The organism is Mycobacterium venezuelense (assembly GCF_054919535.1).
This window is the reverse complement of record NZ_JBONDW010000025.1, coordinates 1-12,852: the sequence shown is the minus strand read 5'-3', so window position 1 is coordinate 12,852 and position 12,852 is coordinate 1. Positions and strand designations below refer to the sequence as shown.

Here is a 12,852-nt window from a genome sequence, read left to right as displayed (position 1 = left end):
TAGGCATCTTCGTAGGAAGCGCATCGCCGGACGCTAACAAGCTCGCGCCCGTAGGTGAAGGGTTCTGCTCAGTCGGGCCGGTAGATCCACGGCTGGCGCGGCAGCCGCGCCGGATCGAACTGCGCCAACAACTCGTCCATGGTCGTCGCAGGCCAGCCCAATGACTCGGTGATCTGCGCGAAGGCGCGCTCGACCCCGATCTCGGCGAGCGTGATCGCACCGTCGCGTTTGGCGAGTCGCGCGCCGTCCTCGTTGAGCACCAGCGGGACGTGCGCATATGTCAGCTCCGGATAATCCAGCAGGCGGGCCAGATAGGCCTGACGCGGTGACGAGCTCAACAGGTCATCGCCCCGCACCACCTGGTCGATTCCACTCGCCGCGTCATCGACCACGACAGCGAGGTTGTAGGCCGGTATGCCATCGCCGCGGCGCACCACGAAGTCGTCCACGATGCCCATGTACGAGCCGTGGACCAGATCGGTGACCGTGTAGACGAACGTGTCGGTCCGCAGCCTCAAGGCGGGCGGACGGCCGGTCTCGTCGCGGCGTTGTGCGCGTTCGGTTTCGGACAGATCGCGGCACGTACCCGGATACGCGCCCTGCGGCGCATGCGGCGCCCGCGGCGCTTGCGCGATGTCCTTTCTGCTGCAATAGCATTCGTACAACATGCCGTCGGCGGTCAGCCGGTCGATGACCGTGTCGTAGCGGGCGCGGTGGGTCGTCTGCCATTCGACGGGCTCATCCCACGTGACGCCGATCGCCGCGAGATCGTCCACCTGGCGCGCGCCGATGTCGGTGAAGGTGCGGTCATCGAGGTCCTCGACGCGCAGCAGGAACCGGCGCCCGGTCGAGCGCGCGAACAGCCACGCCAGCACCGCGGTGCGCAGGTTGCCGATGTGCAGATCGGCCGATGGACTCGGCGCGAACCGTCCGGCGGGGGAGAGGTCCACGCCCGCAATCTAGCTAATCGCGTTCCCAGGGCGCCGTCTCGCCCATCTTCTCGTAGTACTTCGCGAGGTGGCTCTTGACGCGCTCGATGTCGTCTTTCGGCAGGTCGATGCCGCCGCGGGCGCCGTCCATGATGCCGCCCGCGGCCATCACGCCGCGTGGCACCACTTTCAGCTTGCCGTTCACCACATCGGCGATGAGCAGCTTGTAGGCGGTGAAGTTGTCTTTGTTGTCTTTGTCATACCAGACGTGTGCGTCGCGGTACTTCTCGTTGGGTTCGTCCTGCGCATCTGCCCACTTACGGACACGCTTGTCGGCGGCGTCGCCGTCCCACTCACGGTCGCGATCAGCGAGCGGCAGGTCCTGAAATGCGGTAACGGACATACAAAAGGCGTGCCCGAACCATTCGGCCGATAAACCTGCCTAGAGCCGTCACGCACCACTCCGGCGCTCCAGCGCGTCGATCACCACCGGACAGATGTCGACGTCGTAGAGGCGCTCGATGGCCTGCAGGCCGCCCGGGCTCTCGGCGTTGATCTCGACGACCTTGTCGCCGATCAGATCGATGCCCACGAAGAACATTCCGTCGTGTACGAGCTTGTCGCGCATCATCTCCACAACCGCCCGCTGCTTGCCGCTGACGTCTTCGGAGCGCATCCGCCCGCCCTTGCAGATGTTGGCCCTGGGATCATTGCCCTTCGGGACACGCCGGAACGCCGACACATGGCCGTCGGCCTCGATGAGCTCGCCGTCGAGCAGGAAGATCCGCATGTCGCCGTCCTCGGCGCCGTCGATGTATCCCTGTGCGTAGATGTAGCCGTCTTCCCGTACCGACTCCATCATCTGGTTGAGGTTGGGCTCGTCGGCGCCCTCGACCAGGAACACGTTGCGGCCCTTCGCACCGTACAGCGGTTTGATGACGCATCGTCCCTCCGCGGCGATGAACTTCCGGATGTCGTCGCTGTTTCGGGTGAGCAGGGACCGGGGCCGCACCTCGGCCGGGAACTCGTCGAGGTAGAGCTTGGCGGCCGCCCGCATGAGCACCGTGGGGTCGTTGACGACTGTCACGCCCCGCGCCATCAGCAGCTGCCCGAACATCGACCCCAAGCTGCTGGCCCACGGTCGCTCCTGCAGATCCTCGATCGAATCGTTGCGCAGGAACGCCGCGTCGAGTTCGTCCAGCCGGATGCAGTCGGGCGAGCTCTCTTTTACTCGGTCGACGAATGCCGTGAGCGTGTCACCGTCGCGGGCGACGCCAGGGCGTGCGTGTGCCCGTATCTCGCCGTCGGGTTCGCCGATCCGTACATCGTCCAGGCCGACGTACCAGACCTCATGGCCCATCAGGGCTGCGCATTTCGCGAGCCGGGTGGTCGTGTACTCGTCGACCTCGGTCTCCACCCGGTTTACCAGGAACGCCAACCTCATGCGATCACGTCCGTCTCTATCAGGTCGGCGGCGGTCATTCCGGCGCGCACGCGTTCGAACCGCTCCTCAGAGCCGGGGGCGCACAGCCAGTGTGGACGCGCCCACGGAGGTTTGAGCACGCCCTGCTGGATCAGCTCGTCCACGAGCGGCGCATGGTCGAGCGACAACTTGCCTGCCAGCAGCGGGTCGATGCTGCGTCCCTCGGCGAAGTATCGGAGTACTCGCTCGATGCCCCGCAGATAGATGATGTCTTTGGTGGAACCACCGCCGTAGGTCGCGCGGCTCGTCACCGACCACGCGGTGCGTGGTGCGAAGCCGTGATGGTCGGTGAGGTGCTTGAAGATCGCGACGAAATCCGTATGGGCCAACATCATCGACGCGGCGACGACCCTCGCGGCGAGGACACGCATGCGGCGCGGGTCCAGCCCGCCGACGACGTACTCGGCCAGGAGCGCCAGGCCCTCCTGCGTCTCCTCGTAAGCCGGTAGTCCAACGGCCAAGAGCTGCAACGGTTGTGCTTCACCGTTGCGATAGGTCAGCACATGGGTTCCTACCTCGTGCTGGATGAGGGGCTCCACCCGGTCTTTGCGGAACGCGGCGGTGGCCGGAATGTAGAGCCGGCCGAACGACACCATCAAATCGGCTGCGTCGTCGCGGATCTCGACTACGACGGGAAACTCTGGATAGGCCGATCGATAGGACTCGAGTTCGGTTCGGGCCGCCTCGGCGAAGGCTGTCGCGGTGACGCTGGGTGAGGTGATCGGCTGCGGATCGATCGCATCGAGCAGTGAACGGGCTGTCGCGCACAGCGATTCACCGGGTTCGCCGTAGAGTTGCAGCGCACCGTATCTGAACCGGGTCGTCCCGCGATCCTCGAGCATGGTGATCTGCCGGGCGATCTCGTCGCGTTTGGCCCGGAACAGTGAGTTGAGCGGCTGGCTCTCGACCCGCTCGATCTCGATGTCGTAGAGGCCGCGCCTGAGCAGATCCGCGTCGAACTCGAGTGCCCTCGACTGCAGGGTCGGCACCGACTCGAAACCGGACCGTTCGAAATCCCGCCACGCGTCGGCGCCGTTGACCGGAGTGACGTTGAGCAGAAGGTTGAGCTCGCGCTCGATCTCCGTCAGACGTGCGTCGACGTCCAAGGCGTCCTGCGCTAAGGGCGAAGCTTGACCCATTGAGTATCGATACCCAATTGACGGTGTGGTCAATCCAGGGTGCGGCACCCCTCCTCGTCGACCGGCTAACGTTCGTGAAGTGACAGAGCGGCAGATCAGCGGCGGCACCATCCGGCTCGACGCACGAGACGGGCTCGAGCGTGCGCGAGGCGTTCCGTACGGCACGGCCACGCGGTTCGGTGTCGGCGAGCCGGCCACCTGGCCAGGCGTCCGCGACGCGACGCAGCCTGGGCCGGCGTGCCCCCAACGGCCGTCCCGGCTGGCCGGGGTGACGGGATCGGTGCTGGACGGCTTGACGACGAGCGAGGACTGTCTCGTGCTCAGCGTCACCGCGCCTGCCGATGCGCACGACCTGCCGGTCATGGTGTGGTTTCACGGCGGTGCCTATGTGTCGGGGAGTGGCGAGTCGCAGAAGTACGACCCGGCGCTGCTCGTGCGTGACGGCAATGTGGTGGTCGTCAACGTGACGTACCGGTTGGGCATCTTCGGCTACCTGGGCCCTGTCGGCGAAGACAACCTCGGCCTGCGCGACCAGATCCTCGCGTTGCGCTGGGTGCGAGACAACATCGCCGCATTCGGTGGCGACCCCGGCAACGTCACCGCATTCGGACAGTCCGCCGGCGCTCACTCGGTCATGTCGCTGATGCTGTGCGAGCCCGACCTGTTCCACCGGGCGATCGTGCAGAGCGGCCCCCTGGAGATGGACAACGGCCGCGACGACATGGCGATGGCGATGCAATCGGCCCTGACCGCGGCATTGGCCGACAGCGATCCGGTGCAGGCCGCCGTCGAGCAGCTTCTGGCGGCGGAAGCCGCCGCGGTGCTGGCGGCGCAGCCGTTCGGATTCCTCGGCGGGCTGGCATTCGCGCCGCGGCTGGGCCGCGACCCGCTGCCGCCCGCGGACGAGGTCGACAGCCGAATCGCCTACGCCGCCAGGCGAATCGAATTGCTGGCCGGATGGACGAAGGACGACGGTGCCCCATTCGTGGCATTGGCTCCGGAGGCCAGCGCCGAGGCGCTGACGAAATACGCGTTCGCCGATCCGACGCGGCGGTTCGTCGAGGCATGGACCGAGCACGGTGGCCGGGCGGCTACCTATCGCTTCGACTGGACTCCCGACCAAGCCCCGATCGGCGCCTGCCACTGCATGGAGTTGCCGTTCTTGTTCGAGTCACCCCAGGCGTGGTCGGATGCCCCGATGCTGGGCCCCGACCGGAAGATCGATCAACAACTCGCGTTCGAAATGCGCACGCGCTGGACGCAATTCGCGCACCACGGGGTGGAGTCGCTACCCAGTGCGTCACTGCGATTCGGCTAGGCTGTTGTCTCACATCTTTTCGCCGGGCATCTTGCTGGCCTGCACGATCCACGACCGCAGCTGCTTGTCATCGAGCTCGTCATCCTCGCGGATGTCGAGGTAACGCACCTCGGGATGTTTTGACGCCTTCGGCGGCATGGGATCAAGCGAGGTCCCTTTGAGGAATTGCACCTGTACGTAATTCGTATAGCAGCGGAACGACAGGAACCAGCCGTCGTCCTTGTGGCCGTAGAACGGCTGGTTCCATTTGACGGCCTTGTGCACACCGGGAACCGCGCCGACGATGAGTTTGTCGAGGTGCTTGCCGACGTCTCGTTTCCAGTCGGGCATCGCGGCGATGTAGTCGCGTACGGGGCCGTTGCCCTCGCCCTTCGGTATCTGCGGGTTGCCGCCCGACAGCAGCTTCGGCTCGTTCATGTTGTCTCCCACATGAAGCCGTCGGGATCCGTAAAAGACCCGGCCGGCCCGTTGACGGCGAGGCGGTGCGAACCGGTGCCGTCGGAAGGAACTCCGGCGGTCTTGGCCAGACTACGCCGACCGTAGAGCGCCAAAGTGACTGGTGCGCTGGAGAACTGGACGTACTTGCTGCCGTAGCTCTTCGCCACTTCGAGCCCTTGGTCGACGTAGAACTGCTTGCTCGCGCGTACGTCGTCGACACCTAACTGCAGGACGAACTCGTCGATCTGATGGTTCTGCGGCCCGCGGTTCTTCTTCGACGACGCCGCGACCGTCCAGATCGTGCCGTCGGGGCTCGCTATGACACCGCCGTAACCCCAGAAGGACTTCTTGGCCGGCTTCACCTCCGTCGCGCCCGCCTGTAGGGCCGCACCGACGAATGCGTCGACGGTCGACGGCTGCGGCACCACAAGCGACAGCGTGAACCCACGGAATCCGCTCGTCGGCGCATCCGACTGGCGGGCGCGCACCGGCAGGTCGCGGCCGAACGCGGCCTTGTGAAAGGCGTCGGTCGCGGCAGGATCGGGCGTTTCGATGGTGACGTACTCGATGTGGGTCACGTCGGTTCCTTTCATCGCTGGAACGCTTCACTAGCTTTGAGAGTAACACTCTCAATTTGAGAGTAGTAGTCTCATCTTGTGGCATCTTCGAACAGGCCGGGCCAGGCCAGGACCCGCTTGGCACGCGCCGCCGTCATCGCGGCAGCCCGCGCTCTGTTCCTCGAGCGCGGCTATGGCGCCACGACGGTCGAGGCCATCTGCACCCGGGCGGACGTGCCGCCGGCCACCGTGTACCGGCTGTTCTCGTCCAAACGCGGAATCCTCAAGGAGATCCTCGACGTGTCGATCGCCGGTGACGACGAGCCGGTGTCATTGCCGGGACGGTCGAAGATACGAGTGCTCGTCGACGACCCAGATCCCAAGAACCAGCTCGCCGGCTGGGTCGCGGTCGCCTCCGACGTGAACTCCAGGACCGCGCCGATCTACCGAATCCTCGTCGGTGCGGCGAATTCGGATCCCGACGCCGCAGCGCTCCTCGACGATCTGAACGGCCAACGGCGGGAAGGCCAAGGGCAGATCGTGCGCTCGTTGGCCCGGTCGGGCTCATTACGACGCGGCCTCGGGGAGCGCGATGCCGTCGACATCGTCTACACCCTCATGTCGCCCGAGGTGTACCGCCTACTCGTCGTCGACCGGGAATGGACCACCCGGGATTACGAGCGTTGGGTCACCCAGGCCCTTGGCGATGCCCTTCTGCGCTCAACCGGCTAGGCCCGGAACGATGTCGTCGAGGCTGAAGGAGACGGGCTGCTCGAGCTGTTCGTAGGTGCATGACCGGGTATCGCGGTCGGGACGCCAGCGGTTGAACTGGGCGGTGTGGCGGAAACGACGGCCCTCCATGTGGTCGTAACGCACCTCGACCACCCGCTCGGGACGCAGCGGTACAAACGACAGATCCTTGCCGGCGTTCCAGCGTGACCCGCCGCCATACCTGCGCGCGAGGTCCGGATCGGCCGCCACCTGTGCGGCCCAGTTCCACGGGTGGCCATCGAAGTTCGTGACGAGCGGTTGCAGCTCGTCGAACAGCTGGCGCCGCCTGGCCATGGGGAACGCACCGATCACGCCGACTGAAGCCAGCTCGCCGTCGTCGGTGTAGAGCCCCAGCAACAGCGAGCCGATCGCATCGTCAGCCGATTTGTGCACGCGATACCCGGCAACCACGCAATCGGCTGTCCGTTCGTGCTTGATCTTGAACATGACCCGCTTGTCCGGCTGATAGACGAGGTCAAGCGGTTTGGCGATCACCCCGTCCAGGCCGGCACCTTCGAATTCGTCGAACCAACGCTTTGCGGTCGGCAGATCGGTCGTCGCGGGAGTGACGTGGATCTTCGGGCCCGCCTGCGCGAGCGCCTCGCCGAGTGCGGCCCGGCGCTCGGCGAACGGGCGTGTCGTGTAGTCGTCATCGCCCAGCGCGAGCAGGTCGAACGCGATGAACGCCGCCGGGGTCTGCCCGGCGAGCATGGTGACCCGGCTGGCGGCGGGGTGCAGACGCAGTTGCAGCGCCTCGAAATCCAGGCCGTCGCCCGTCGCGATGACGATTTCCCCGTCGATCACACACCGGCTCGGCAGTTCGGCCTTGGCCGCCGCCACCAGTTCCGGGAAGTACCGCGTCATCGGGCGTTCATTGCGGCTGCCGAACTCCACGTCGTCGCCGTCGCGAAAACAGATCGTGCGGAACCCGTCCCACTTCGGCTCATACGACATGCCCTCGGGGATCTTCTTCACCGGTTTCGACAGCATCGGTGAGACCGGTGGCATGACGGGCAGGTCCATGGAGCCATTGTTGCGTGCGGCGATGACATTGCCGATGTCCCACCAACCGAGGTGGACTGGCGAATCGAAATCGGGTGCAGGAGCACCGCACTTTCTGCGCCTTAGGTCGGTTACGGTGGCTCCAGCGAAAAGGCGCTATTAGCAGGTAGTTTCGAGTCAGGGGCGTAGGGTCGGCCGGTGGATGGCGGCGAGCCTGACGGCGGTTTAGGCTGCAGCCATGAGGGGGACTCTTGTTGCTTGTTGCTTGTTGCTTGTTGCTTGTTGCTTTGACAGGCTGCCGCCAAGCACCAACCATGCCCGAGCCGACACACGTCACGCTCACCCCGCCCGGAGGGCAGTCCTCGGCAGTCGCTGCACCGTCGTTGGCCGCTACGAAACGGATCGCGGTCATCGGTGACTCGTACACCTCAGGTGCTGGCGCGCAGCCGTGGCCGCAGATCGTGTGGGACCGCCTCAGCGAAGATGACATCGACGTCGAAGCCGACGTCAAGGGCGAAGGCGGCTCGGGCTATGTCACACCGGGCAGCAACGGCGGCACGACCTTTGCCCAACGAGTGGCGACCACCGTACGCCCCGATGACACAATGGTCGTGTTTTTCGGCTCGCGCAACGATCGCGGCGTGCCCGCCGACACGCTCGGTGAAGCGGTCCGATCAAGTTTTGCCGAGGCCAAACAGATCGCACCGGACGCCCGATTGCTCGTTATCGGCCCGGCGTGGCCAACTGCCCCAGCGCCTCCCGAAATCGAAGCAGTGCGAAATGTCGTGCGCGACCAAGCCGCCGCCGCCGGAGCCACATTCATTGACCCCCTTGCCGAGGGATGGCTGGTCGGTGATCCCGCATTGATCCAGCCTGACGGCATCCACCCCACCGACGCTGGTCAAGTCATCCTCGCCGATAAGCTCGCCCCGGTTATCAAGGGCCAACTGCAACAAGCATCCCCATCTGCCCCGTGAGGCGAAACTAGGCATGCCAACCGGGGCGAGAACTCCCGTCTTCGCCAACTTCGATGATATTGCCCCGGCTTGCTGGTCTACGTGAGTATGGAAACCGTGGACTTGCCAGTGCAGCCCCCGATCGACCCGATGCTCGCCAAGGCGCAGGTGAAGGTGCCCGACGAGGCAGGGGTGTGGTCCTACGAGCCCAAATGGGACGGCTTTCGCGCACTGGTGTTCCGCGACGGCGACGACGTGGTGCTGCAATCGCGCAACGGAAAAGAACTCGGCCGGTATTTCCCGGAGATGCTCGACGCGCTGCGCGACGAGCTCGTCGACCGCTGTGTGCTCGACGGCGAGGTCGTGGTGCCCCGCGAGATCGGCGGCCGCATCCGGCTCGACTGGGAATCTCTGTCGCAACGCGTCCATCCCGCCGGCAGCCGGATCAAGATGCTCTCCGAGCAGACGCCCGCGCACTTCATCGGATTCGACGCGCTGGCCACCGGAGATCGCTCGCTGATGGGCGAGCCGTTCCGGGCCCGCCGCGACGCGCTGGTGGGCGCCGTCAAGAACAAGCAGTGGTGCCACGTCACGCGCACCACCGAGGATCCGGAAGTGGGCACGCAGTGGCTCAAGACCTTTGAGGGTGCCGGGCTCGACGGCGTGATCGCCAAGAGACTCGACGGCCCGTATCTGCCCGGTAAACGCGAGATGGTCAAGGTCAAACACCACCGCGACGCGGACTGCGTGGCGATCGGATACCGCATCCACAAGAGCGGTGAAGGCATCGGGTCTATCCTGCTCGGCCTCTACCGCGACGACGGTGAACTGCAGATGGTCGGCGGGGCAGCATCATTCACCGCCAAGGACCGGCTCAAGCTGCTGGCCGATCTGGAACCGCTGCGCGACGGCGACGAAATGCGCGAGGGCGATCCGAGCCGGTGGAACTCGGCAGCCGACAAGCGCTGGATCCCGGTACGGCCCGAGAAGGTCTGTGAGGTTGCCTATGACCAGATGGAGGGAAACACCGCACACGGGCAACGGTTCCGGCATGCGGTGAAGTTCTTGCGGTGGCGGCCCGACCGGGAACCGTCGAGCTGCACGTTCGACCAGCTGGACACCCCGCTGAACTACGACCTCTACGACGTTCTGGAGAAACGCTGATGGCAACGACCGCAACGGAACTCGATGTCGAAGGGGTGAAGGTCCGGCTGACCAGCCCGGACAAGGTGTACTTCCCGAAGCTGGGCAAGGCCGGTACGAAGGGCAAGCTGGTCGAGTACTACCTCAGCGTCGCCCCCGGCCCGATGCTCGCGCTGCTGAAAGACCGGCCCACGCACCTGCAGCGGTTCCCAGACGGCATCGAGGGGGAGGAGATCTACCAGAAGCGGGTGCCGCAAAAGCATCCCGACTATCTGGAGACCTGCGTCGTCACCTTCCCGTCCGGCCGCACGGCCGACGCGCTGAAGGTCACGCATCCGGCGTCGATCATCTGGGCCGCCCAGATGGGCACGGTCACGCTGCACCCTTGGCAGGTGCGTTGCCTCGACACCGAGCATCCCGACGAGTTGCGCATTGACCTCGACCCGCAACCCGGGACAGGTTTCAAGGAAGCCCGCACGATCGCGTGCGACGTGCTCAAACCGCTGCTCGACGAACTCGACTTGATCGGTTACCCGAAGACCTCGGGTGGCCGCGGTGTGCACGTGTTCCTGCGGATCAAGCCGGACTGGGACTTCATCGAAGTGCGCCGGGCCGGGATCGCACTCGCCCGCGAGGTCGAGCGTCGGGCCCCCGACGCGGTGACCACATCCTGGTGGAAGGAGGAACGCGGCGAGCGGTTGTTCATCGACTACAACCAGAACGCGCGCGACCGCACCTTCGCCTCGGCGTACTCGGCCCGCAAGACTCCGATTGCCACGGTGTCGACACCGTTGAGCTGGGACGAATTACGCGACGCCGACCCGGACGACTATACGATCGCGACCGTGCCGGATTTCCTTGCCGGACGCGAGGATCCGTGGGCCGACATCGATTCGAAGAAGCAATCGCTCAAGCCACTGCTCGACATGGTCGCCGCCGATGAAGAACGCGGCCTCGGCGATTTGCCTTACCCGCCAAGCTATCCCAAGATGCCCGGCGAACCGCCGCGCGTGCAGCCCAGCAAGAAGGTCGCCGAGCACTGGGACGAGCAAGGCAACCGGCGCCAGGACTAACCATCGCCGTTTGTCGGTGGGTCCGGTGCAGGGTGGTACTGCGGGTGCGGGTGTGGTCGGTGTGGTGAGCATGCAAACCACGGGTCGCAGCGCAGCCGGGCACCACACAGTACAGTCGTGATGCTCGAGGGCACGGCGTAGCCGGCGGTTGATCTGGCGGGTCGCGCGACCCCGCACCGATCGCCTGGCCGTGCCGTTCGAACCTTACTTCGCAGGTCGCATTGCCCACCGACAACGAGGATCTGAGACAAACGGTGTGAGACAAGAACCGAGCACCACAACTTGGGGCGACAAGGCGAGGAGGGGCGGTTCGGACGTTGTCTCGTTTCAGAAACGAGACAATCGAGGCCGTGGCCGGGCGGTAAGGCTCATCTGAGAGTGAGATCGCGACCTGGCGTGTCGGGGCCGCCGGGACGGATTGTCACTCTTGTGGGGGTTGGTTCGAGCCCTCGGACTGTGGGCTCGATAGCACTCCATAGGTTCTCGCAGTCGGGTCCGTAGAGGTAGATCATCGCGGTGCCGCTGCCGACTTCATTTCCATCAACCTCGCCGAGCCCGGGTCGGGAGTCAACGACTTCCATAAGGCGATCTTCCACGGCCAGAATGAAGTCGAGCGGTGGCTCGACGTCTTCCCACTCGAGAAGGACCGCATGCTCCTCGGGCACCGAATCTTCCGTTGGTGATGGCGACATCTCGGGGGTCCTTTCGGGAGAGGCAGGCTACTTTTGGCCTTTACGCCGTTTCTTGTTGGTACTTTGCTTTTTCTTCTTCTCGCTCTTGCGGTCAGACTTATCCCCGGACTTCGATGATCCCGAATCGTCGCTACGCTGGCTACCGGACTCGTTGGCTTGCCGCGCGCTGTCGCGGGCAGTGTCGCGTTGTTTGTCGGTGACGGCTTGTGCCTGGACTACGTCTTCGGCGCGACGCTCTTTCGGTGTGGAGGTCCGCTCCGGGGATTGAGTTCCCCATCGCTCGTGGTGGGCGCTGGCCGCTTCTGTGTATTCTGCTGCACGTTTGTTACGGGGGTCGATTCCGTTGATCTTGTCGAATCCGCCGTTGGACTTATCAGCGGTGTCGAAGTTCTGCTCGCGAACCTCCTGCTCCAGGCCCCGTTGCTCTGCATGATCGTCGGTGCGATGAACTGGAACCGTCTCATGGGGAGGGAGATCTTTGCGGCGTCTGTGTTCGCCGGCGCGGCGTTTCAGGTCGTTGGTGCGTCCCGTCTTGACCACCCCATCGGTCGCATGAACTTCGTAGACACCGCCTTTAGCGTCCGAGGCCAGGCATCCACATGGCCCGTCCGCCGCATTATCAGTTGCCACTGGCGGTTTCGCCGTTGCCGGGGGCGCGTTCGGGGCTTTGGGAGTGCTCACACCAGGCACCGGTGGTTTCGCCGCGGCTGCGGCAGCTACGTCCTGAGCGAGTTGCGCGGGTGGGGTGGGGGTGGCCTTGGCGACGTCGATGACGTCGTCGGCGTGCTTGGCCAGTTGTTCGGCGGCGAGTTCGGCGCCCTCTGTGACGACTTTTTTGGTTGCGCCTTGTGGGGTGACCATGGAGGCGGCGCCGAGCACCGTGGAGGCGATGCCCAGGGCTTGGTTGTCGGGCATCGCGGCCGCGGCGATATCCACGGCGGCACTGGAGATGTTGACGGTGGCCGAGGCGATCATGGCAGCACCGGCGGGTCCGCCGACGCCGGTGACCGCCAATGCGACACCGCCCACGAGCAGTGCCGATTCGAGTGGGTTTTCCTTGACGAATCCACCCACGGCTTTGGCGCCGGAGACGGTGGCTGACACCGCCGTCGACGCTGCCGAGGTCACGGTGTCGGCGACCGAGCTGACCGCGTTGGTGACGGCATCGAAAAAGCCCAACGGCACCGCGCCGGGCCCGGCCAGGTGCAGGGGTGGGTCGATATAGACCGGCCAGGTGGTGTGCGGTTGGGGGTCGATGACCTCGGCCAGCACATACAGCTGGGGGGCGAGTTGTTTGACCACATACGAGCTGGGCACCAATGTGCCGGTGGCATCGCGGGTTTCGGCGGGT

At 65.2% G+C, this 12,852-nt stretch carries 13 protein-coding genes; 5 read left to right on the top strand and 8 right to left on the bottom strand.

Annotation, left to right across the window (positions count from 1 at the left end; translation table 11 throughout):
- Positions 1-68 precede the first annotated feature (68 nt).
- From gluQRS to ACRCUN_RS29825, 4 genes are read right to left on the bottom strand one after another with little or no spacing between them, the layout of a single operon-like run.
- A complete protein-coding gene (gluQRS, locus tag ACRCUN_RS29840) occupies positions 69-950 on the bottom strand; it encodes a tRNA glutamyl-Q(34) synthetase GluQRS (RefSeq protein ID WP_462145236.1) in 882 nt (293 codons plus the stop codon).
- A gap of 13 nt (positions 951-963) precedes the next feature.
- Positions 964-1,332, bottom strand: a complete 369-nt coding sequence (locus tag ACRCUN_RS29835; RefSeq protein WP_462145235.1) for a hypothetical protein — start codon at positions 1,330-1,332, stop codon at positions 964-966.
- 48 nt (positions 1,333-1,380) lie between these two features.
- Complete coding sequence (locus ACRCUN_RS29830; RefSeq protein ID WP_462145234.1) at positions 1,381-2,373, bottom strand: ATP-grasp domain-containing protein; 993 nt, start codon at positions 2,371-2,373, stop codon at positions 1,381-1,383.
- A complete protein-coding gene (locus ACRCUN_RS29825) occupies positions 2,370-3,551 on the bottom strand; it encodes a peptidase MATCAP family protein (protein WP_462145233.1) in 1,182 nt (393 codons plus the stop codon). The genes ACRCUN_RS29830 and ACRCUN_RS29825 overlap by 4 nt, the downstream gene beginning before the upstream one ends.
- Before the next feature lie 79 nt (positions 3,552-3,630).
- On the opposite strand from ACRCUN_RS29825, the gene ACRCUN_RS29820 reads away from it, so the two are divergent.
- Complete coding sequence (locus ACRCUN_RS29820) at positions 3,631-4,869, top strand: carboxylesterase family protein (protein ID WP_462145232.1); 1,239 nt, start codon at positions 3,631-3,633, stop codon at positions 4,867-4,869.
- A gap of 9 nt (positions 4,870-4,878) precedes the next feature.
- On the opposite strand, the gene ACRCUN_RS29815 is transcribed toward ACRCUN_RS29820, so the two are convergent.
- Complete coding sequence (locus tag ACRCUN_RS29815) at positions 4,879-5,286, bottom strand: DUF1801 domain-containing protein (protein WP_462145231.1); 408 nt, start codon at positions 5,284-5,286, stop codon at positions 4,879-4,881.
- Entirely contained in the window at positions 5,283-5,900 is a 618-nt protein-coding gene (locus ACRCUN_RS29810) for a glyoxalase (protein WP_462145230.1), read from the bottom strand. The genes ACRCUN_RS29815 and ACRCUN_RS29810 overlap by 4 nt, the downstream gene beginning before the upstream one ends.
- A gap of 63 nt (positions 5,901-5,963) precedes the next feature.
- Between ACRCUN_RS29810 and ACRCUN_RS29805 the strand changes: the two genes are divergently transcribed.
- On the top strand, positions 5,964-6,596 hold the full coding sequence (locus ACRCUN_RS29805) for a TetR/AcrR family transcriptional regulator (RefSeq protein ID WP_462145229.1): 633 nt from the start codon (positions 5,964-5,966) through the stop codon (positions 6,594-6,596).
- Here ACRCUN_RS29805 and ACRCUN_RS29800 read toward each other — a convergent pair.
- Positions 6,585-7,658 (bottom strand): ATP-dependent DNA ligase, encoded by a 1,074-nt coding sequence (locus tag ACRCUN_RS29800; protein ID WP_462145228.1) that lies wholly within the window; start codon positions 7,656-7,658, stop codon positions 6,585-6,587. The genes ACRCUN_RS29805 and ACRCUN_RS29800 overlap by 12 nt on opposite strands.
- A gap of 230 nt (positions 7,659-7,888) precedes the next feature.
- Here ACRCUN_RS29800 and ACRCUN_RS29795 point away from each other — a divergent pair, with 230 nt between their 5' ends.
- The 3 genes from ACRCUN_RS29795 to ACRCUN_RS29785 all read left to right on the top strand — a co-directional run bounded on the left by ACRCUN_RS29795 (position 7,889) and on the right by ACRCUN_RS29785 (position 10,809).
- A complete protein-coding gene (locus tag ACRCUN_RS29795) occupies positions 7,889-8,614 on the top strand; it encodes an SGNH/GDSL hydrolase family protein (RefSeq protein ID WP_462145227.1) in 726 nt (241 codons plus the stop codon).
- 87 nt (positions 8,615-8,701) lie between these two features.
- A complete protein-coding gene (locus ACRCUN_RS29790; protein ID WP_462145226.1) occupies positions 8,702-9,757 on the top strand; it encodes an ATP-dependent DNA ligase in 1,056 nt (351 codons plus the stop codon).
- Positions 9,757-10,809, top strand: a complete 1,053-nt coding sequence (locus tag ACRCUN_RS29785) for a DNA polymerase domain-containing protein (protein WP_462145225.1) — start codon at positions 9,757-9,759, stop codon at positions 10,807-10,809. The genes ACRCUN_RS29790 and ACRCUN_RS29785 overlap by 1 nt, the downstream gene beginning before the upstream one ends.
- Positions 10,810-11,528: 719 nt before the next feature.
- Here the strand turns inward: ACRCUN_RS29785 and ACRCUN_RS29780 are convergent.
- Complete coding sequence (locus ACRCUN_RS29780) at positions 11,529-12,773, bottom strand: hypothetical protein (protein WP_462145224.1); 1,245 nt, start codon at positions 12,771-12,773, stop codon at positions 11,529-11,531.
- Positions 12,774-12,852 lie beyond the last annotated feature (79 nt).